The 21680-nt window shown below is 49.1% G+C and carries 15 protein-coding genes; 13 read left to right on the top strand and 2 right to left on the bottom strand.

What is annotated here, in order from left to right; all coding sequences use genetic code 11:
• The first annotated feature begins 88 nt into the window (after positions 1-88).
• The 8 genes from AC5LIL_RS10975 to AC5LIL_RS10940 all read left to right on the top strand — a co-directional run bounded on the left by AC5LIL_RS10975 (position 89) and on the right by AC5LIL_RS10940 (position 9341).
• Positions 89-391: a metal-sensitive transcriptional regulator gene (locus AC5LIL_RS10975; protein WP_214739359.1), complete on the top strand. Its 303-nt coding sequence runs from the start codon at positions 89-91 to the stop codon at positions 389-391.
• Positions 392-402: 11 nt separating this feature from the next.
• The gene (locus AC5LIL_RS10970) at positions 403-2514 is read left to right on the top strand and encodes a heavy metal translocating P-type ATPase (protein ID WP_339962508.1); all 2112 of its coding nucleotides are present in this window, start codon (positions 403-405) and stop codon (positions 2512-2514) included.
• Positions 2511-2717, top strand: a complete 207-nt coding sequence (gene copZ, locus AC5LIL_RS10965) for a copper chaperone CopZ (RefSeq protein ID WP_074032640.1) — start codon at positions 2511-2513, stop codon at positions 2715-2717. The genes AC5LIL_RS10970 and copZ overlap by 4 nt, the downstream gene beginning before the upstream one ends.
• 303 nt (positions 2718-3020) lie before the next feature.
• Positions 3021-3683 carry a response regulator transcription factor gene (locus tag AC5LIL_RS10960; RefSeq protein WP_015880954.1) on the top strand — a complete coding sequence of 221 codons (663 nt, stop codon included), beginning with the start codon at positions 3021-3023 and terminating at the stop codon, positions 3681-3683.
• Positions 3684-3709: 26 nt separating this feature from the next.
• On the top strand, positions 3710-5050 hold the full coding sequence (locus AC5LIL_RS10955) for an ATP-binding protein (RefSeq protein ID WP_499824142.1): 1341 nt from the start codon (positions 3710-3712) through the stop codon (positions 5048-5050).
• A gap of 127 nt (positions 5051-5177) precedes the next feature.
• Positions 5178-5648 (top strand): competence protein ComK, encoded by a 471-nt coding sequence (locus tag AC5LIL_RS10950; RefSeq protein ID WP_214785393.1) that lies wholly within the window; start codon positions 5178-5180, stop codon positions 5646-5648.
• A gap of 86 nt (positions 5649-5734) precedes the next feature.
• Complete coding sequence (locus AC5LIL_RS10945) at positions 5735-8803, top strand: efflux RND transporter permease subunit (protein WP_499824141.1); 3069 nt, start codon at positions 5735-5737, stop codon at positions 8801-8803.
• A gap of 127 nt (positions 8804-8930) precedes the next feature.
• Positions 8931-9341 (top strand): hypothetical protein, encoded by a 411-nt coding sequence (locus tag AC5LIL_RS10940; protein WP_015880958.1) that lies wholly within the window; start codon positions 8931-8933, stop codon positions 9339-9341.
• Positions 9342-9373: 32 nt separating this feature from the next.
• Here the strand turns inward: AC5LIL_RS10940 and AC5LIL_RS10935 are convergent, their stop codons facing one another.
• Positions 9374-9763 (bottom strand): hypothetical protein, encoded by a 390-nt coding sequence (locus AC5LIL_RS10935; protein ID WP_214785391.1) that lies wholly within the window; start codon positions 9761-9763, stop codon positions 9374-9376.
• A gap of 55 nt (positions 9764-9818) precedes the next feature.
• Positions 9819-10205 (bottom strand): truncated hemoglobin, encoded by a 387-nt coding sequence (locus AC5LIL_RS10930; RefSeq protein WP_251125659.1) that lies wholly within the window; start codon positions 10203-10205, stop codon positions 9819-9821.
• A 153-nt stretch (positions 10206-10358) separates the two neighbouring features.
• On the opposite strand from AC5LIL_RS10930, the gene addB reads away from it, so the two are divergent.
• From addB to AC5LIL_RS10905, 5 genes are all read left to right on the top strand, one after another.
• Positions 10359-13796: a helicase-exonuclease AddAB subunit AddB gene (addB, locus tag AC5LIL_RS10925; RefSeq protein WP_499824140.1), complete on the top strand. Its 3438-nt coding sequence runs from the start codon at positions 10359-10361 to the stop codon at positions 13794-13796.
• Positions 13774-17391, top strand: a complete 3618-nt coding sequence (gene addA, locus AC5LIL_RS10920; RefSeq protein ID WP_499824139.1) for a helicase-exonuclease AddAB subunit AddA — start codon at positions 13774-13776, stop codon at positions 17389-17391. The genes addB and addA overlap by 23 nt, the downstream gene beginning before the upstream one ends.
• Before the next feature lie 168 nt (positions 17392-17559).
• Entirely contained in the window at positions 17560-18042 is a 483-nt protein-coding gene (locus AC5LIL_RS10915; protein ID WP_499824138.1) for a MarR family winged helix-turn-helix transcriptional regulator, read from the top strand.
• Positions 18035-19759 carry an ABC transporter ATP-binding protein gene (locus AC5LIL_RS10910; protein ID WP_339962504.1) on the top strand — a complete coding sequence of 575 codons (1725 nt, stop codon included), beginning with the start codon at positions 18035-18037 and terminating at the stop codon, positions 19757-19759. The genes AC5LIL_RS10915 and AC5LIL_RS10910 overlap by 8 nt, the downstream gene beginning before the upstream one ends.
• The gene (locus AC5LIL_RS10905) at positions 19756-21627 is read left to right on the top strand and encodes an ABC transporter ATP-binding protein (RefSeq protein ID WP_339962503.1); all 1872 of its coding nucleotides are present in this window, start codon (positions 19756-19758) and stop codon (positions 21625-21627) included. Before AC5LIL_RS10910 ends, AC5LIL_RS10905 begins: the two co-directional genes overlap by 4 nt.
• Positions 21628-21680 lie beyond the last annotated feature (53 nt).

Here is a 21680-nt window from a genome sequence, read left to right as displayed (position 1 = left end):
GAGAGGGGCGACTACGAGTCGTTCCTTTTTTACCTTTTCGTTTGACACTGTTACGGGGTAGGGGTATATTAATGGTGAGGTGATCAACATGGATGAATTTTTGCATGACCAACCACTCGTTCCGCGTGATGATGCTGAGCGGGAGGCACTCGGAAAGCGTCTCAAACGAATCGAGGGACAAGTCCGGGGGATTCAAAAGATGGTCGAGAACGACCGCTATTGTGTCGATATTTTGACACAGACGTCAGCCATTCAGGCCGCGCTAAAGCAAGTCGAGATGCAACTGTTAGAGCGTCATATGCGCAAGTGTTTGGTTCACGCAAGTGAGACGGAAAACATGGAACCTTACATTGATGAATTGATGACGATTGTCAGCCGCATCAAAAAATAAGGAGGGATTTCATGAAAACCGTTGAGTTATCCATACAAGGAATGACCTGTGCAGCTTGTTCGGCCCGAATTGAAAAAGTGTTGAACAAGATGGACGGAGTCGAAGCGACCGTCAACCTGCCGCTCGAGACGGCAACCATCCGTGTCGATGAAGGGATCACAGAAGAAGAGCTAATCGCCCGAATCGAGAAGATCGGATACGGAGCTGAACCAAAAGTGGAGATGGCGCCACCGCATGACTTACGTCCATTACAGCGGAAAGTCATCATCTCTGCCTTGTTGTCGGCACCTTTACTCCTCGTCATGTTGACGCATATACCAGGACTCGGATTTCATGCACCATGGCTGATGAACCCATGGTGGCAACTCGCTCTTGCGACGCCCGTGCAGTTTTGGATTGGCGCACAGTTTTATCAAGGGGCCTATAAGAGCTTAAAGAGCGGTTCGGCGAACATGGATGTGCTCGTCGCGACGGGAACGTCGGCCGCATACTTTTACTCTATTTTTGAAATGATTGTACATCCGATGAATCCGCATCTTTACTTCGAAACGAGTGCCGTCCTCATCACGCTCGTCCTGCTCGGGAAATGGTTAGAAGGACGAGCGAAAGAGAAGACGACCGATGCGTTGAAATCACTCTTATCGCTTCAGGCGAAAGAGGCAATCCTCTTTGTTGACGGAGAAGAACGGTCTGTCGCCGTTGAGCTCGTCAAAGTAGGTGACGTTCTCGTTGTGCGTCCAGGAGAGAAGATTCCGGTGGACGGACGCATCATCGAAGGAGAGACGGTCATCGATGAATCGATGTTGACCGGTGAATCGATTCCTGCCGAGAAAACGGTTGAGGCTGAAGTCGTCGGCGGTACGATCAACCAGTCCCACCGAATCCTCATGCGGGCAGAACGAGTCGGGAAAGAGACGATGCTCGCTCAAATCGTCCGTGTCGTCGAGCAGGCACAAACGGATAAGGCGCCGATTCAACGGCAGGCCGACCGTATCTCTGGTGTGTTCGTGCCAATCGTCGTAGCCATAAGTGCCGTCACATTTGCCGTCTGGGCATTTCTTTTAAATGATATCGATACGGCCATTCGCGCATCGATCGCAGTACTTGTCATCGCTTGTCCGTGTGCGCTCGGTTTGGCAACACCGACATCGATCATGGTCGGAACGGGAAGAGCGGCAGAGCAAGGTGTATTGTTCAAAGGTGGCGGGCAACTCGAATCACTCAATGAAGCAAACATCGTCGTTTTTGACAAAACAGGAACATTGACGAACGGAACACCGGAAGTGGTAGAAACGTTCGGAGATGAAGCGGCGCTCCGCCGTGCTGTCATGGCAGAACGGCAATCAACACATCCTTTGGCGGCAGCAATCGGTCGAGAACACGGTGATGGTATCGTGACGAAAGTGGAAGAGCTGGCGGGTCGTGGTGTCAAAGCGGTCGTTGATGGGAAAGAACTCATCATCGGGTCTGTTCGGATGATGGAAGAGCTCGGGTACAACTTGCCAGATTGGTCGATGCGGGCGATGACCCCGGTCTATGTCGCAGATGAGAGCGGGATTGTCGCGGCGTTCGGACTACAGGATCAATTGAAACCGAAAAGCCGTGATGTCGTGCAAGCACTTAGCCAAACACGTGACGTGTATGTCTTGACGGGTGACCGAAAAGAAGTCGCCTATGCGATTGCCGACGAACTTGGCCTTCCGCATCATCATGTCATTGCCGAAGTCCTTCCGGTCGAGAAGGCGGACCAAATCGAACGCTTGAAGCAATCAGGCCGTGTCGCCATGGTGGGGGACGGTATGAACGATGCTCCTGCCCTTGCGGTCGCAGACGTCGGGATTGCTTTTGGGAGCGGTACAGATGTCGCACTCGAGGCGGCAGATGTTACAATTGTAGGGCATGACATTGAAGGTGTGAGCCGGGCGATGAATATGAGCCGTTTGACGATGAAAAACATTCGTCAAAACTTGTTCTGGGCGCTCGCTTATAACAGTCTTGGCATACCGGTCGCTGCAGCGGGGTTACTTGCCCCATGGATTGCCGGTGCGGCGATGGCGTTCAGTTCGGTGTCTGTCGTCTTGAACGCATTACGATTAAAAACACAAGGAGGATCATCATCATGAAAGAAACAACGTTAACAGTAGAAGGTATGACATGCAATCACTGCAAGGCTGCCGTTGAGGGAGCATTGAACGAATTGAACGGCGTCGAATCAGCAACCGTATCTCTTCAAGAGCATCGGGTCGACGTGATTCACGAAGATTCTGTCTCACGCGAGGCGATGGTCGAAGCAGTCGAAGAGCAAGGATACGACGTAAAGGCATAAGAAGGGTCCCGAGTGAAATCGGGACTTTTTTGTTGTATTCAACAAATAGGATGTGTGCTATATTTAAGTTGATAATGAGAATCGGTATCAACGGGAGGCGGACATCATGGAAATCATCATGATCAGTGGAGTGTTGGCGTTGATTAGTGGGGGCACAGCGTTTTTGGCGCAACAGCTACGAACAAATTCAGTACGTTGAAGAAGGTGCGATTTCGTTGCCTTCTTTTTTTGACTCTAAACCTTTCCCATCATTTCACGACAATTGTTTGATATGATGAGAAAAAACGTGTTGAGGTGACTTGAATGTATACAATCTACTTAGTCGACGATGAAGCAAACTTGAATAAAATGCTCGTCACGTATCTAGAACAGGAAGGATACAACGTTCGCTCATTCGCGGACGGGACATCCGCGCAAGAAGCGATCCCGGATCAGCCAGACTTATGGGTGCTCGACATCATGCTGCCGGACTTGGATGGTTTTCAATTGCTGAAACAAATTAAGGCCGTCAATGCCAATACACCGACCATCTTCATTTCAGCCCGAGACGAGGACATCGACAAAATCATTGGTCTTGAGATGGGATCGGATGACTACATTGCGAAACCTTTCCTCCCGAGAGAACTTGTCATTCGCGTCAAAAAACTGATTGATCGTGTCTACGGATCGAAGTCGAATGAACATATCGAGTACGGAGAGTATACAATCTATCCGGACAAACGACTCATCAAACACGGGGATGAAGAGATTGATTTGACTTCGAAAGAATTCGACTTACTCCTTCTCTTCCTCGAACATCCGGGTTCGGCTTTATCGCGTGAACAGATTCTTGAAGGAGTTTGGGGGAACGATTATTTCGGTTCGGACCGAGTCGTCGATGATTTGGTGCGCCGCGTTCGTAAGAAATTGCACCGTCTCGAGCTCGAAACGCTTTACGGTATCGGCTACCGTCTCGTCAGACCATGATGAACGCTCTCAAGCCGAAGCGTCTCATGTGGAAGATATGGGTACTCATCCTTCTCATCATCGTGACCCTCGCGCTCATGATTTTGATCACCATACGCTCTTCCATCACCCAGTTCATCGATGAACAAGTATATGAGACGTTACGAGATGTAGACTATTATTTGGGCAATACGAATGAGTTGGAGAATTATCCGCAAAATCCAATCGAGTATGACCGACGTCAGCAAGAGTCGCGTTCGGTCAACCAATTGATTTTTCTTCCGAACGGACGAATCATCTACGGATCGGCACCACTCGAATTGACGAACCGCATGTATCAGGAAGCATTGAATCAAAGTGGTCAAGTCGAGCGATATCAGACGACGATTGACGGGGAAGACGTCTATTACATCATTCGTCAAAATGAATACGATGGTACGATCGTCTATCAAGCATCCTACGCTTGGGATGCGTACCGTCGTGAATTAGTCTCGACGTTGTATTTGCGCATTTCAATTCTGATTGGTGTCATCAGTCTCTTGTCGCTCATCCCGGCACTGCTCATGTCTCGCCAGTTGACGAAACCGATTGTCGAGATGGAACGTGCGGTCGAGAAAATTTCGAATCGCCAATGGGAGACGGCTCTTCCGCTAGATCGACAAGATGAACTTGGACAATTGGCCCATTCAATCGATGCGATGCGCAAAGAATTGAAGGAACAGGATCTCGCTCAACAAGCGTTACTTCAAAACATCTCACATGATTTGAAGACGCCAATTATGGTCATCCGTGGATATGCCCAGTCGATCGGGGACGGGATCTATCCGACGGGAGACTTGAAGGGGTCTTCTGAAGTTATTGACGAAGAGGCATCTCGACTTGAAAAGAAAGTTGTCGACTTGCTGTATGTGACGAAACTCGAATATTTCAAAGGACAAGAGATGAAACTTGAACCGATCAATCTGGATAAGTTGATGGAACTCCTTGTGGCGCGCTTTAAACTGAGAGGGCGGCTTGATTGGGAAATTAACGGTGAAGGTGGAGAGATGCTCGGGGATGGGGAACAGATCCGGGTCGCGTTTGAGAACGTTCTCGACAATGCGCTTCGTTATGCGGAAACATGTATTCGAATTGACTTAAACCGAGACGAGTCTGGCGTGGAAATCATCATCTTTAATGATGGACCACCCGTTGACGAGAGCCTTGATTTATTCCATCAGTTCTCTCGTGGGAAACAAGGGAAGTTCGGGCTCGGATTATTTATCGTCCAACGAATTGTGACACTTCACACAGGAGAAGTGTCCCTTCGAAATACAGGAGACGGAACTGCGGTGAGATTTTATTTTCCGCGACTCAAACCGAACCATGCTTTAAAATCTAACGCTTGATTTTGAAAACCAGCCAAGAAACGGCTGGTTTTTTTATGGGAAATGTCAAAAAGTCGATTTGCGGGGCGTGCAGAATCCTGGTATGAATGACATGTAAGTCATTACATACGTTATGGGGGATGAAAAGATGAGTAGATTGACCAATGAAACGAGAGCTTTAATTCCTGTATTTAACGAGTTTGGCGAAGCGGAGACGCTCGTGTATCAACCGGAAGGCGTGACGCGAGTGAAAGGGTCACCCATCGACCTATTAGAACATGCATGTTTGTACTATGGATCGAGCATTCAAGGTAGAATCGAAGCTGCGCGTCACGTCCTAGGTCCACATCGGAAGACACCTGTTGTGATGGATTGGCACGCTGACGCGGTCTTCTTTCCGACGATTGCAAAGGAGAGCCCAGACTGTGCGTGGATCAATTTTCAGCACGTGACAGCCATCAAAAAAGACGGAAATCAGACACTCATTCAGTTTTTGACAGGTGAATCGGTCAAGGTTCACGTATCCGACCATACGGTGGCAAGGCAAAAACAACGGTCAATCGAATTATCATACGCATTTCAAAAACGTTTCCATGACAGCACATTGCAACACGCTTAAGGATTGAATTCAATACGAAACCCCTCTATGATGAAGAAGAGATATCATATGTGTATTTGCACATCTTCCGAAAGTGAGGGGTTTTTATGTTTTTTGAAAAAATGATTGAGCGAGGGAAACTGGTCATCGTGTTTCTTCTCGTCGCAATCGTCGTAGGTGTGCTGACGTTCTTCCAGCTCCCTAAACGTGAGATTCCTGAAACGGGAATCAACATCGTACTCGTTCAAACACCATATCCTGGTGCGACTGCCGAAACGGTTGAACGTAGTGTGACTGGCGTGTTAGAAGAAGAACTACGTAGTCTAGAAGGAGTGGAGAACGTGACGTCGATTTCGGCTTCAGAGTTCTCAAACATTACGGTCGAGTATGCAGATGGGACTGACCAGGCAGAGTTTCAGGCGAACGTACGCCAAGCTTTGTCTGACGCAACACCAAAGCTACCAGAAAACGCACTCGCACCGACAGTCAATGACTCGCTCGGTCAATTACCGGTCGCCTCATACTTGTTGACAGCGGATGATCGTGAATCATTCGAGGATGTTCGTGCAGACATCGAGGAATTAGAATCGAACCTTCTGCGAACAGATGGTGTGACAGGGGTCACCGTCAAAGGTCTACCGGAGCAAGAGTATGTCGTCTCACTTGACTCCGAAGAACTCAGTGCACGGCAGCTCGCCTTCCCTGACGTGTTGACAGCAATTAACGAAGAGTATAAGACGACACCACTCGGTCGCCAATCGACCGATGAAGGCATCTATCAACTGGCGATCGATAACTTGACGAATGTGAACGACATGGAGCAAGTCATTGTCGGTTCGTTCAATGGAGAGCCAGTTTTGTTAGAAGATGTCGGAACGGTTGAAGAGACGGCGAAAAGTGAGACGGACCTCGTTTCATTAGACGGAAAACCAGCCGTTTCCATCACTGTACCGATTGAGTCAGGTTTGGATATCCCAACGATGCAAGACCGTGTCAATGAGGTAGTAGAAGACGGTCTTGGAGATTTGGACGGTTTTGAGCTTGTTCCGTATTATGAACAGGCGAAGGCTGTCGATGCAATCTTCTCGTCGCTGACGCGTGAATTCATTATCGCAATCATCGCCGTCATCGCCGTGACAACGATTGGTCTCACGTTCTCTGGGTCAATTATCGTCAGTTTGGCAATTCCATTGTCATTCTTGATCGCGTTGATCCCGTTACAGTTCACCGGGGTCGACTTGAACCAGATTTCGATTATCGGAGCAATCATCGCCTTGGGAATTTTGGTCGATGACGCGATCGTCGTCAACGACAATATTTTACGACGGTATCGTAGTGGTGATTCCGCGATGCTCGGAGCAGTTCGCGGAACGAAAGAGGTATGGGGATCGATTGTCACGTCGACACTTGCGGTCGTCTTCGCCTTCCTTCCGCTCACGCTACTGTCTGGCGCGAACGGAAACTTCATTCGTGCCTTGCCGACGGTGCTCGCGCTCTCTGTTTTGGCCTCAATGGTCATCAGTTTGACGCTCGTCCCGATCGCACAGTATCGCTTGAACCGAAAAGAAGTGAAAGTATCGAAGCGTGAACCAGGTTGGCTCGGCGGACCGCTCAATCGTCTCAGTAACTTCTATGCCGACCGTCTGTTACCGAGTGTCGCGAAACGTCCATGGACGTTCGGGATTGTCGGTTTCGTCATCACGACAGCGTTATATGGTTTGATTCTTCTCACGCCGTTTGAGTTCTTCCCGGCGGCGAATCGTCCGGAAGTGGTAACGAGTGTGACGTTGCCTGTACAGACAGATTTAGAAGAGACAGAAGCACGTCTTGAAGAAATCGAAGCAAGGTTCCAAGAAGAAGAAGGGGTCGTTGAAACATCGATCTTTGCAGGGGGTGGACTTCCTGGTCTATTCACGGGTGGACTCGATCAGTCCGGTGAAAACACAGGGCAAGTCGTCGTTCGTGTCGATAATGAATCAATCGATGCTATCGAGTTGATTGATAAATACACGAATGAATTGCGTGAAGCATATCCTGATGCAGAAATCTTCTTAGATACGCAACAACAAGGACCACCGGCATCGGCTCCTGTCGAATTCACAATGCGTAGCGAAACGATTGATCAGCTCGTCGCTGCACGGGACCAAGTGAAGGCCGACTTGGAAGAAATCGATGGTGCCATCGTCCTCGATAACATCAAAGAGCCGTTCCAAACGCTCACATACGAGCTAAATCGTGAGGAGATGGCCCAAGCGGGTGTCACGGCGAAAGCCATCAGTGATCAAATCCGACTCGTCACAGACGGGATTCCAATCGGCACGTTCGATGACGGAGTGGAACAGCGTGACGTGAAGATTGTCATCGATGCGGAAGCAAACCGTGAGGCACTTGCGCTTGATGACATTTTAATCCCGGTCGAAACGGAAGCCGGTCCACCTGTTGCACCGCTTAGCACGTTCGTGACAGAAACGACAACGGAGCAAATTCAACAGATTCCTCGCGAGAACGGAGAACGTTCGGTCACACTCCAAATTTATGCGAGTGAAGGCATGGATGAAGATGCGTTCAAGCAAGATGTCGAGCAAGTGTTGGATGACGCGAAGTCTGGGTTAGAAGATGAAGGAATCACGTTCGACCAGTCCGGAGCGAGTGATACGCAGAATGAGTTCTTCTTAGAGCTTGCGACATTGTTCGTCGTCGTCTTGTTCTTGATTTACTTGATCATCGCGTTCCAGTTCAACTCATTGTCATTACCACTTCTCGTGTTATTCACAATCTATCTCGCGATTGCTGGAGCGGTCGTCGGGTTGTTCGTGACACAGACGCCGTTCAGTTTCATGGCATCGATGGGGATGGTATCGCTTGCGGGAATCGTCGTCCGGAACGCAGTCGTCCTGTTCGAGTTTATCGAACAACGCATTCGTGAAGGCTTACCGGTCACGACCGCCGTGTACGAAGCCGGACGTGCTCGGATTCGTCCGATTCTCTTGACAGCACTTACTGCAGTCGTCGCCCTCTTACCGGTCGCACTTGGAGAAGACCCGCTCTTCAAACCGCTTGCGATTGGCATCGTATCGGGTATTCTATTCTCGACTGTATTGACTCTCGTGCTTGTCCCGGCATACTACCTGATTTTGGCGAAACGCCGTCACAAGGACAAACCGTTTACAGAATGATTCAGCTTGAAGATGTGATGCCGTATGGTGTCACATCTTTTTTTGAACCATTTGTCACATGTTTTGGGTGATGTTGTATGGGTATAATTAGAAGAGAGGTTTTGAACAGTATGGGAGGGAATTGAAGATGAACGATTCATATACTTGGCTTAATCGCCGTAAGGTACGACCCGCATACAGTGTGACTGGGAGCCGTTCTTGGTCGAGTGAGCGTGTCGTTCGACCAGACCGTGCGCGTGGGAAGATGGTACGCGACGTGAAACGTGTACGTCGTCCATATGTAGACGAATACGGCAATCGTCGTTGGACGACGGGACGTGTCGTCGTCACGGATGCGTCACGTAAGGCACGGGCGCATGGACATGGCGATACAGCCGTACAGTTAGAGTTCTCGACACCAACACCGTATGAGCGTGTGAAAGAGATGATCCCGACGAAACGTGTGCTCGTTCCGGTTGTTGCCGGACTTGCCGTTGTCGGTGGGATTGCTGGAGTCGCATACGCACTCCGTAAAAAGAAACGAAATAAGAAGAACTAATAAAAAAATCGCCGAAAAATTCGGCGATTTTTTTATTTGAAGCGTTCAGCGAGGATGCGCTCGAGTTCACGTTGCCCGAGTTCACGCATTTCTGCCTCATTTTCTTCGTCGTATGCATCGTCCGTGAAGCGTCCGACAAATTCGACTTTGCCGTTTCCAAGTTCACGGAACACTAAGTTTTTGCGATCGTTGTAAAAGACGACACGGTACTCACGACCATTTTCATGATCGTAGTTGAAGACGCCTTTGATGTGATCCATGTTCTTCTCTTCCGGTTGATCCTCATCATCGTCCTCATCTTCTTCTGCTTCAGCAGCTTCGTTAGCTTCATCAAGCGCGTCGGCGAGGACTACCGTTTCTTCTTTTTCTTCTGTCCCCTCTTCTTCAGATGAGACGACTTCTTTTTTTTCTTCTTCTGTCATGTGAAACGACCTCCTTTACTTACTTTCCTATCATACCCACTTTTTATAGTTGTGACTACTCAAAATGATGTGAGCAAACCCGGACGACATTCGAAGAGGACATGATCAGTCGCTGGAAGAGCTGACGTTTGATCGATTCTGGCGCATCGACTGTCTTGAGCGCTTGCTCCATGCATCCGAGCCAATGCCCGGCATGGGTCTCAGAAATCGGATGTTCATGATGAATCATCGCTAAATTCCCACCACCGCGACGTTCCGAATACAACTTCGGACCACCAAGCAATTGGGTTAAAAATTCGAATTGGTGTTGCTTCACCCGTTCTTTGTCTTCCGGAAACAGCGGAAGTAGAATCGGATCGGCATAGACGAGGTCATAAAACGCGTCAACGAGTTGTTGAACGCCGCTTTCGCCTCCAAATTGTTCATAGGCACTCACATTCATTCCCCCTCATACGTTCAGTCTAATCGATTTCGAGCAAAAATGGGAATGATGCAAGCTGTGACTTTTTTGACTAGGGTAAAGAGGAGGTTTCCCTCTACAAATAAGAGCGGATGGTTCATAATGAAAGAAAAAAGGGAAGGAGTGTTCGCTAAAATGACAGTAACCTTTCACGTTGGTCGATCGGGAACGGGGAAAAGTGAACGGATGATCGAACAGGTTATTCAAGAACTGAAACAAAACCCGAGCGGACCAACGATTTATATGATCGTGCCGGACCAAATGTCGTTTGAAATGGAGAAAAAGATGGCGACAGTGGACGGCCTACGCGGCTCGACAAGAATCCAAGTGCTGTCGATGCGCCGTCTTGCATTTTTGATGATGCGGGATGCGGGAGTGGCGACCGACCAATTTTTAGATCAGACGGGGACACATCTGTTGTTGCGGAGAGTCGTCGAGATGAGCGAGGAACGATTGACCTTGTTCCGTCGAACGATGAACCAGTTCGGATTTTATGAAGAGTTGAACCAATTGATTTCGATGTTGAAGCGAGGACTTGTCGAACCCGAACATCTGTTGCGGTTGAGTGAACAAGCGCAACATCGTGCCTTGAAGTTACAGGACCTCTCCATCATCTATGAAGGATTTTTAAAGATGACAGAAGGGAAGTCACTACATGCGGAAGATTACTTCAACGTCCTGTTGCAACTGTTGCCCGAGACGGATTTGACGGGAGTCCGTGTTTACGTAGACGGATTTAATGAGTTCTCGGAGCAGGAATTAGCCGTCCTTGTCGGTCTTGCGGAAAAAGTCGACGTCGATGTGTTGCTGACGCTAGATCCTTCATCGATGTATCGTCCTGACCCATTGTTTGGACCGACGCAACGGACGCTCATGCGCTTCAAGGAACTCTTGTCGGAACGGCAACTTCCATCGGTCGACAAACCGTATGACACCATCTATCGCTATACGCATCCAAGCCTTCGCTATTTAGAGGCGACGTTTGACCAGATGACGGCAGAGCCGTATACAGGGGCAGAGAACCGCGTCGATTTACATGCTGCCGTCGACCGGATTGTCGAGGTGGAAGCGGCCGTTCGAGAAGTCATCCGACTCACCCGTGAAGAAGGATATCGTTACCGAGATATCGCGCTCATTTCGCGTTCACTCGAAGAGTATGGCGATTTGGCATCGCAGGCGTTACAAAAAATGGGGCTCCCTTACTTCCTAGATGAACGGCAACCGATGCTTGACCATCCGCTCGTCGAATTGTTGAAAGCAACCATCGACATCGCCTTGCGTAGCTATCGGGAGGAGGCGGTCTTCCGGGCATTGAAGACGGAACTCGTCGTCCTCGACCCGACACATCGACGCACGTCCGTTGACCGTCTCGAAGCGTTCGTCATTGAGCGCGGAATCAAACACTATCATTGGCACGATGCATGGCAATTGCGTCGTCGTACAGGTGAAGAAGCGCGACTGACGAGTGAAGAGCTAGACGTCGAAGTGGAGTTGAATCGATACCGGGAACGCGTCATCGAAACGTTCGATCCGTTGTTAGCGGATTTGAAGCAGGCGAAGACGATGCAAGCCTATACGCATGCCATGTATGCCTTTTTGGAGCGGATTGGTGTATCCGACTGTCTGACCCATTGGCGTGACGAGGCGATTGAAGAAGCGCAGTTGCTCGAAGCGCGTGAGCATACCCAAGTGTGGGACGCGGTCTTACATCTACTCGAACAATTGGAAGCGGCAGCTCCGGAAGAGAAGTTGTCGACGGAACTGTTTCTTCAGATGATGGACACTGGGCTAGATAGTCTACGTTATGCGCTCATTCCACCTTCACTCGATCAGTTGACGGTGACGGACTATGTCCGTGGTCGATTGATTGATAAGAAAGTGGTGTTCTTGCTCGGGGCAAATGAAGACCAAATCCCTCTCGTCACGACACAATCCAAACTGTTGACCGATCACGACTTGGACTTCATGCATGAGAACGGACTGCGTGCCGGGAAAGCGACCGAGCACTTGTTCGATGATGAAACGTATTACTTATATAAAGCAGTGACGGCACCGAGTGAGCGTCTCTATATTAGCTACGCCCTCGTCGACAGGACCGGTAAGGCGGTTCAACCGGCACGTTTCATCGCTGATTTGAAGGTGCGTCTCCATAAAAACATCATTAAGACACACTTTGCTGAAGCAGGAGAGCACCGACCACGTGACCAATTCGCCTTTTTGACGAACGTGAACCAGACGGCAGCGGTCACGGCTCTTGAACTGCAACGATTGAGTCGTCATTATCCGATTCAAGATATGTGGTTCGCCGTCTATAACGAACTGTTAAAACATCCGGATGGTCGTGAACGTTTGCAGTTGTTGACGAGCGCCCTGTTCTATCAAAATATCCCGAAATCACTAGACGACGATGTGGCTAAATCTCTTTATACACCGTCGATTCGGGCGAGTGTCTCGCGACTTGAGACGTTCCAAGCATGTCCGTTCAAACATTTTGCGAGTTATGGCTTGCGCCTGAAGGAACGCCGATTGTATCGACTCGAGGCACCGGATATCGGAAACTTGTATCACCGAACGATTGAACATATGTCACAAACGGTGCAGATGGACGGAAAAGAATGGCGAGATGTAGCACCTGATGAATGTGTGAACTTAGCGGAACAAGCAGTAGAACTCGTGACGCCTGAAATTCAACACGCCATTCTGATGAGTTCAAATCGTTACGCCTATTTAAAGAAAAAATTGACGGACGTCGTCAGCAAAACGGCAGAAGTATTGATTGAACAGTCGAAGCGGGACGGATTTGACCCGAAAGCGTTTGAACTCGCGTTCGGGAGTGGACAGTTCCCGCCTGTCTCATTCACATTATCGAATGGGGCCACGTGTGAACTCATCGGTCGCATCGACCGTGTCGACACGGCGATGGTCCACGATCAGCTGTACGTTCGTATCGTCGATTATAAGTCGAGCAAACGTGAAGTCGACTTCGCGGAAATTTACTATGGTCTTGCCATGCAGATGCTCATCTACTTGAAAGTACTGATTGAACAGGCAGAGGTATGGACGAAAGAGAACGTGGCGCCGGCTGCGGCACTGTATTTCCACGTTCATCGCCCACTCGTCCCACCGGCAGGTTCTGAGGAAGAGACGCGACAGAAAGTATTGGAGTCGTATCAGATGCAGGGGTTGTTGGTCGACGATCCGGAAATTTTGGAGATGATGGACCGCTCTGCGAAAGGATCTTCGAAAAAATCAATCGTCATCCCGGTCAAATATAAAAAAGATGGCACACCTGATTCGAATACACTGAAGAAGATTGTCACACCACCTCAACTCGAACAATTGATGGACCATGCGTTTGACGTCGTCAAATCGAGTGCCGAAGAGATGTATGAAGGAAAAATTGACGTAGAACCTTACGAATATAAAGAGCGCCGCCCGTGTCAGACGTGTCCGTACCAGAGTGTCTGCCATTTTGACGAGGCGCTCGCGAATGAACCACGCAAATTGAAAAAGTTAGAGAAAGAAGATGTATTTCAGGAGTTAGGAGGGGATGACCGTGAAATGGACGAATGATCAATTCGCCGCAATTGAAGCGAGGGGAAGTCACGTACTTGTCTCGGCTGCGGCCGGTTCAGGAAAGACAGCAGTTCTCGTTGAACGGTTGTCTAGCCGATTGCTGGACGAAGCGGATGCGTTGACGGCAGACCGTATGCTCGTCGTCACGTTTACGAACGCGGCAGCTGCAGAAATGAAGCGACGCATCGCAAAGGCGCTCGAAGAGGCGTTACGTGACGACCCGACGAATGAGTACGTCCGAAAACAACGACAAATGTTGAACCGGGCTCTCATTACAACCATCCATTCCTTTTGCTTAGAAGTGATTCGTGAGAATTACTATTTGTTAGACTTAGACCCGGCATTCAAGATTGCGGAAGAACGTGACCTCGTGCTCTTACAAGATGATGTGTTAGAAGAGGTGCTTGAAGAGGAGTACGGAAAGCAGGATACGGATTTCTTCGCCCTTGTCGATGCCTATACGTCAGACCGTAGCGATAGCGAAATCGAAGACCTTATTCTTGGTCTTTATCATTATGCTCGTACACTCCCAGACCCTGACGCCTATTTGGACAAACTCATTTCGATGTATTCGTTCGGCGATGACCCGGATCATGAAGCCATCCTCATCGAGTTCGGTCACATGCTGTGGCAGGACATTGAGAAAGCGGTGCGTGATCTTCGGAAGCTCGAGGCGGAACTTCGGGTTGCAGGCTATGAACCGCAGTCGGAAAACATTCGTCAGGCGATTTTCCCGTTTGAACAGTTAGAAGGGGAAGAAATTGTCTGGAGTGAACTTGAAACGGCTGCACGTGCGATGAAGTTTGGAACGATGAAAGCCGTCCCTAAAAAAGAGGAGCATCAAATTTATCATGAGGTGCTCAAACCGGCGTACGATCAAGCGAAGAAGAAGTTGACGGCAGCTGCTGAACGGGCACGTGTCAGTGGGGCGGATCTATTAGAGAGCGTCTCGATGCAACAACCTCTCGTCAAGACGCTCGTCCGAACGGTCCGTGCGTTCGGAACAGCGTATGAGCAAGCGAAACGTGACCGAGCCTTCGTCGACTTTAGCGACTTGGAACATTATGCGCTCGCCATTTTACGGCAGGAGGATGGACCGTCTGATGTCGCCGCTCTATACAAGGAACGTTTCGTCGAGGTACTAGTCGATGAATATCAAGATACGAACGAAATTCAAGAAACGATTATCAACCTGGTCGCAAATGAACGGGAAGAGATTGGGAACCTGTTCATGGTTGGAGACATCAAGCAGTCGATTTATCGGTTCCGTCATGCGGAACCGGGTCTCTTCATCGATAAGGCGACGCGCTTCAAACAGGCGGACACGGGAAAACGAATTGATCTCTCTCAAAACTTCCGCAGTCGGGCAGAGGTGCTTCACGGAATCAATGACTTGTTCGTCCAGCTCATGGACGAAGAGGTCGGAGAAATCGCTTATGATGAGGCCGCTCAACTCGTGCCGGGTCGTGAATATGAACCGATTCCAGCGAATCCTGAATTCATGATCGTCGACGGGACAAGTCGCGAATTATCGAAACAGGAAGTCGAAGGACGAGCGATTGCAACTCGAATCCTAGAATTAGTATCTGGGGAAGAACCGTTCAAAGTGACGGATGAAGTGACGGGTCAACTAAGAAACTGTGAGTACCGGGACATCGTGATTCTCGTCCGTTCGAAAAAAGGGCGGGTTGAACAGTTGATGGACATTTTGACACAGTACAACATTCCGGCTTATACGGATTCAGATGGCGGCTATTTTCAAGCGACAGAGATTCGAATGATTCTTGCTCTCTTGAAAGTAATTGATAATCCCCTACAGGACATCCCGCTCGCCGGTGCGCTCCGTTCCCCGATGTTCCGATTCGATGATGGGGAATTGGCACGAATCCGACTCGAGTCCGAAGATTCTTTCTTTGAAGCTTTGAAAGCAAAAGCGGATGACGATGACGAGCTTGGCGTGAAGTGTGGAGATTTTCTCGATCGTCTTTCCCACTGGCGTACGTATGCACGCAATCATAGCTTATCTGAACTGATTCAACAGCTGTTTAACGATACTGGGTTTTATGACTTCTCGGGTGGATTGCCTGGTGGGAAAGGACGACAGGAAAACTTAAAAGCGCTCTATGACCGCGCCCTCTCTTACGAGCGAAGCGGCTATCGTGGACTGTATCGCTTCTTACGTGTCATGGACCGTTTACAAGATACAGGGGAAGATTTATCCGAGGCACGTTCTCTCGGCGATGAGGAGAACGTCGTTCGCATCATGACCGTGCATAAATCAAAAGGTCTTGAGTTCCCGGTGACGATTGTCGCCCAGCTCGGAAAACAGTTCAATACACTCGACCAGAAACAGCGCGTCATTTTCCATAAGCAATATGGAATTTCACTCGATGCGATTGATGTCGTGACACGTACGAAATCGGAAACATTCGTGAAAGAAATGATCCGACGAGATTTGGACGCAACGATGAAAGCCGAAGAGATGCGTGTCCTCTATGTCGCATTGACACGGGCAAAAGAGAAACTCATTCTCGTCGGTACGGTTGGAGATTCAGCCAAGCAGCTCCAGCAATGGCTACAGGTCGGGCAATCTGGGGAATTGTTAGCAAGTGAGGCGAGACGAGAGGCGAAAACGTACTTGGATTGGATTGCGCCAGCACTCTTACGGTTGCCGAGTGCCTCGACATTTATCGAGTCGTTCGGTTTCACGGTACCCGCTTCATTTTATGAATCGACTTCGTGGACGTATCGTTTGATTGGAGAAGACGATCTTGCAGAGATTGCGACACTTCAAGAAATGATGGCACAACTCCACCATGTGCAACGATTTGAAGCAATTGATTTTCCTATTCAAAATGAGGATGAGACGATTCGTGCCGTCCACAAAGCGTTAACTTATAGCTATCCAGCTCAGGATGCTGTACGCACAGCGGCGAAACAGACGGTGACGGAATTAAAACGGGCGATGCAACTGGAACAAGCCGCCTTCGAAGACCCGGTTCGTCCAATCGATACACCTTATCGGGAGCCGAAATGGCGTCAAGTGAAACAGACCGGTGCCGAACGGGGGACCACGTTACATTTGATTTTCCAAATGGCTGATCCGAACCAACCGATTGTCGATCAAATCGATCAATGGGAGAGACACGGTATGCTGAGCCCGGTCGAGGCTGAGACGGCGCGTCTTGCCATTCCTGACGTCGAAGCATTTTTCCAGACCGACGTCGGGCAAGCGCTCGCCGACGCGCTTGAGCGCGGCACGGCGTGGCGAGAGCTTCCGTTCACCTATACCGTTCCGGCTGAACGAGTTAACCCGGATGGACAGTTTACGGATGAGGACGTCTTGATTCAAGGGATTATCGACTGTCTGTATTTCGACGGAACATCGTATGTCCTGTTGGATTATAAATCAGATGCCGTTGTTCATTTGTCCGAATCTCGTGAAGACGCACACGAGCGGCTCCGTGAGCGATACGCGATTCAGTTGCAGCTGTACCGAGAGGCCATTGAGACGATTTGGGAGATTCGCGTCGAACAGACGCTCATTTACTCACTTGATTTACAGGAAATCGTCACGGTGACAACTTCATAAAGGCTACACGTTGAGCGATGTCAGCTATATGACATCGCTCTTTTTGTTATGTGCATCTTCACATTCTAAATCATTGACAAGTGAGTTGAGGAGGAGTAATTTATTTTATATAAGTAATTGTTCCATATAGAACAATCCGAAACGGAACGATAAAAGGAGTGAAGAAACATGACTGAAATGAGCGCAACAAGAGCGCGGGAAATGATGCAATCGTTTTGGCGCGTCCAACGTGTGTTGATTCGTCTCATGCATCAGACGGCCCAAAAAAATGACCTTACCTTGCCACAGCTTCACGGACTGATGATGTTGAATGAACAAGGGGCGATCACTCAAAAAGAGTTGGTTCGGCGCACAAGGATGCCGAAGAGTACGTTGAGTCAATCATTGGATGGACTTGTGGAAAGAGGGCTCATTCGTCGAGACATTAACCCGGACAATCGACGCGAAGTGGTATTGACAATCGATCAATCCGGCAAGCGATTGATTGAGGAGATTGAACAGCAGGAGGAAGGAACCGAACAACAGTTGAATCAAATCCTCGCTCGTTTAGATGAAGAGACGTATCGCCATATGATTGAAGCGCATCAACACATTGCAGATGGGTTGAACGAAGGATTCATCGATTGTGAAGGAGGATGTCGTCATGATTAAGTTGTTAAAACGTTTGATTACTTATAAATGGGCCGTCCTTATGGTCTTGTTATTTGTATTCGCCCAGTCGTTAGCAGATTTATTCTTACCGACATTAATGGCGGATATCATCGATAACGGGGTCGTGACAGGAGACACGGGCTATATTTGGCAAATGGGTGGCATCATGCTCGGTGTGACCGGACTCGGGGCGCTTGCAGCGGTCGTGGCAAGTTTTTATTCATCGAAAGCGGCGATGGGATTCGGACGTGACTTACGAAGACGTGTGTTTAACCATGTCGAGCGTTTCTCGCTGGAAGAGTTCGATCGTGTCGGCACAGCCTCGCTCATCACGCGGACGACGAACGACATCACGCAAGTCCAGCAAGTCATCATCATGATGCTTCGGATGGTCGTCAGTGCACCGATCATGTTCGTCGGTGGTTTGATCATGGCGACGTCAAAAGATGCAACGTTGTCACTTGTCATCGTTGCCGCCATGCCTGTTCTCGTCATCTCAATTTTCCTCATTTTCTGGAAGGCGATGCCGCTCTTTAAGAAAGTACAAAAACGATTGGACCGATTGAATCTCGTCCTACGAGAAAATTTGACGGGTATTCGTGTCATTCGGGCCTTTAATCGTGAAAAAGAAGAGCAAGTTCGTTTGACAGAGGCGAATGAACGATTGACGGACGTCTCGATTAAAGTCAACCAAATCATGGCGTTCCTCATGCCGGCCATGATGCTCGTCATGAACTTGACCGTCGTCGGCGTCATCTGGTTCGGAGGCATCCGAATCGATAACGGGGCGATGCAAATCGGGGATTTGATGGCGTTCATTCAATATGTCATGCAAATCATGTTCGCGCTCGTCATGGCTTCTGTCATGTTCATCATGATTCCGCGAGCATCTGTATCTGCGAATCGCATCAATGAAGTGCTCGAGATGACTCCTTCACTCGTCGATGACGGCACGAAAACGGCCGATGTGGAACACGGGACACTCGTGTTTGATGATGTCACGTTCTTTTACCCAGGTGCCGAAGAGCCGGCATTATCACATGTCAGTTTCTCAGCAAACCCAGGAGAAGTCACGGCGGTGATCGGTGGAACAGGGTCTGGTAAGTCGACACTCGTCAATCTGATTCCACGATTTTATGATGTAACGTCTGGCGAAATTCGCGTGAACGGGGTCGATGTTCAAGCCGTACCGCAAGAGGAGCTCCGTTCGAAAATCGGATTCGTTCCGCAAAAGGCGTTACTGTTCACCGGTACAATTGCTGAGAACATTCGATACGGGAAAGCCGATGCGACGACCGAAGAAGTCGAACATGCCGCGTCAATCGCACAGGCGAGCGACTTTATCGAGAAGATGTCAGATCGATATGAATCTGTGATTGAGCAAGGTGGCTCGAACGTATCTGGTGGACAAAAGCAACGTCTCTCCATCGCACGGGCACTCGTTCGAAAACCAGATCTATATGTATTCGACGACAGCTTTTCGGCACTCGACTTCAAGACGGATGCTGCGTTACGTAAGGCGTTGAAAGAAGAGATAAAAGATGCGACCGTATTGATCGTCGCGCAACGGGTGAGTACGATCATGGATGCCGATCGCATCATCGTGTTAGAAGAAGGAAGCGTGGCCGGAATCGGTACACATGATGAATTGTTTGCGACGAATGCGGTTTATCAAGAAATCGTGAAGTCGCAATTGTCTGAGGAGGAAATCGCATGAGTGAGAAACAAACAACGACGCGACAAACTCATGGCGGGCACGGTGGTCCAGGGGGTCCTGGCGGTGGAAACATGATGATGATGGGTGAGAAACCGAAGGAGTTCAAAGTCACGTTCCGTCGTCTGCTTGCCTATCTGAAACCACGGCGAAACACATTGATTGCGGTCTTCGTCGCAGCGATTCTAAGTACGGTCTTTATGATTGCCGGTCCAAAAATCATGGGGATTGCCATTACGGAACTCTTTGAAGGCGCCTATGCGAAATTCACCGGTGTACCAGGCGCAGAAATCGATTTCACGAGAATCGGGCAAATCTTGTCGTTACTCGCAGGACTGTACGTCATCAGCAGTCTATTCAACTACGTGCAACAGTATTTAATGTCAGGCGTTGCGCAAAAGACGGTCTATGATTTGCGGGAAGACGTCAATAAAAAATTGGAACGATTGCCGCTCAAATATTACGATGGTCGTTCGAATGGAGAGACGTTGAGCCGAGTGACGAACGACATCGATTTGATTGGGAGCACGCTTCAACAAAGTGTGACGTCATTCATTACCTCAATCGTCACGATTGTCGGAATCTTGATTATGATGCTGTCCATCAGTCCACTGTTGACGGTCATCTCTCTCGTGTCTTTACCTCTCACAATCTTTGCGATTCGCCCGATTCTAAAGCGATCACAACAATATTTTTCCGATCAACAGCGTCATCTCGGACGTTTAAACGGTCACGTGGAAGAAATGTATACCGGGCATGCGGTCGTCAAAGCGTTCGGTCGTGAAGAGACAGCCGTCCGGGAGTTTGATGAGGTGAATGAAGAACTTTACGATGCCGGACGCAAGGCGCAATTTATATCAGGGATCATCATGCCGATGACGATGTTCATCGGGAACATTAGTTACGTGTTGATCAGTGTCGTCGGTGGGATTTTAGTCACGCAACGAAGCATCTCCATCGGGGACATTCAAGCGTTTATCACGTACACGCGACAGTTCACCCAGCCGATTACGCAAACAGCGAACATCGCAAACATCGTCCAGTCGACGGTCGCTGCAGCGGAACGGGTATTCGAGTTGTTAGACGAAGAGGAAGAAGTGAAAGAAGTAACGACTTATCGATTGGAGCGAGCTGAAGGGAATGTCGCATTCCGTCACGTCGATTTTGGATATGGAGAGAATCTACTCATTCAAGATATGAATCTCGACGTGAAGACGGGACAAACGGTAGCCATCGTCGGTCCGACCGGTGCCGGGAAAACAACATTAATCAACCTTCTCATGCGTTTCTATGAATTGAACGATGGAGAGATTTTGATTGATGGGAAAGACTCGCGTAAAATGTCGAGACAAGATTTACGTCATACGTTCGGGATGGTCTTACAGGATACGTGGTTGTTTAATGGGACAATCCGTGACAACATCGCTTACGGGAAAACCGGTGCGACAGAAGATGAAATTGTCAACGCGGCGAAGACGGCGCATGCGGACTCGTTCATCCGGACGTTGCCAGACGGATATGACACCGTCTTGAATGAAGAAGCGAATAATATCTCACAAGGTCAAAAGCAATTACTGACGATTGCGCGAGCGGTTCTCGCAAATCCGCCGATTATGATTTTGGACGAGGCGACATCGAGTGTGGATACGCGCACCGAGATTTTGATTCAACAGGCGATGAAGCGGTTGATGAATGGGCGAACGAGTTTTGTCATTGCACACCGTTTATCGACCATCAAGGATGCGGATCTCATCTTAGTGATGGACCAAGGTCGCGTCATCGAACAAGGCACACACGAATCACTGCTCGAAGCAGGTGGATTTTATGAAGATTTATATAATAGTCAGTTCGCTGAAAAAGAAGTTGTATAAGAAGAATACAGGTTTTGCGCGCTATTGATTAGGCAAAAGACGTACGAAGATGA

It is taken from the genome of Exiguobacterium sp. RM11, assembly GCF_059821525.1.
The sequence above is the reverse complement of the archived record's forward strand: the minus strand, read 5'-3'. Positions and strand labels throughout refer to the sequence as shown.

What these genes read in the sequence shown, in the direction of transcription:
- AC5LIL_RS10960 (WP_015880954.1), top strand. Translation starts at nt 3,021, where the DNA reads ATGTATACAATCTACTTAGTCGACGATGAAGCAAACTTGAATAAAATG.
- AC5LIL_RS10975 (WP_214739359.1), top strand. Translation starts at nt 89, where the DNA reads ATGGATGAATTTTTGCATGACCAACCACTCGTTCCGCGTGATGATGCT.
- AC5LIL_RS10905 (WP_339962503.1), top strand. Translation starts at nt 19,756, where the DNA reads ATGAGTGAGAAACAAACAACGACGCGACAAACTCATGGCGGGCACGGT.
- AC5LIL_RS10935 (WP_214785391.1), bottom strand. Translation starts at nt 9,763, where the DNA reads ATGACAGAAGAAGAAAAAAAAGAAGTCGTCTCATCTGAAGAAGAGGGG.
- AC5LIL_RS10915 (WP_499824138.1), top strand. Translation starts at nt 17,560, where the DNA reads ATGACTGAAATGAGCGCAACAAGAGCGCGGGAAATGATGCAATCGTTT.
- AC5LIL_RS10910 (WP_339962504.1), top strand. Translation starts at nt 18,035, where the DNA reads ATGATTAAGTTGTTAAAACGTTTGATTACTTATAAATGGGCCGTCCTT.
- AC5LIL_RS10945 (WP_499824141.1), top strand. Translation starts at nt 5,735, where the DNA reads ATGTTTTTTGAAAAAATGATTGAGCGAGGGAAACTGGTCATCGTGTTT.
- AC5LIL_RS10930 (WP_251125659.1), bottom strand. Translation starts at nt 10,205, where the DNA reads ATGAATGTGAGTGCCTATGAACAATTTGGAGGCGAAAGCGGCGTTCAA.
- copZ (WP_074032640.1), top strand. Translation starts at nt 2,511, where the DNA reads ATGAAAGAAACAACGTTAACAGTAGAAGGTATGACATGCAATCACTGC.
- addA (WP_499824139.1), top strand. Translation starts at nt 13,774, where the DNA reads ATGACCGTGAAATGGACGAATGATCAATTCGCCGCAATTGAAGCGAGG.
- AC5LIL_RS10950 (WP_214785393.1), top strand. Translation starts at nt 5,178, where the DNA reads ATGAGTAGATTGACCAATGAAACGAGAGCTTTAATTCCTGTATTTAAC.
- addB (WP_499824140.1), top strand. Translation starts at nt 10,359, where the DNA reads ATGACAGTAACCTTTCACGTTGGTCGATCGGGAACGGGGAAAAGTGAA.
- AC5LIL_RS10955 (WP_499824142.1), top strand. Translation starts at nt 3,710, where the DNA reads ATGTGGAAGATATGGGTACTCATCCTTCTCATCATCGTGACCCTCGCG.
- AC5LIL_RS10940 (WP_015880958.1), top strand. Translation starts at nt 8,931, where the DNA reads ATGAACGATTCATATACTTGGCTTAATCGCCGTAAGGTACGACCCGCA.
- AC5LIL_RS10970 (WP_339962508.1), top strand. Translation starts at nt 403, where the DNA reads ATGAAAACCGTTGAGTTATCCATACAAGGAATGACCTGTGCAGCTTGT.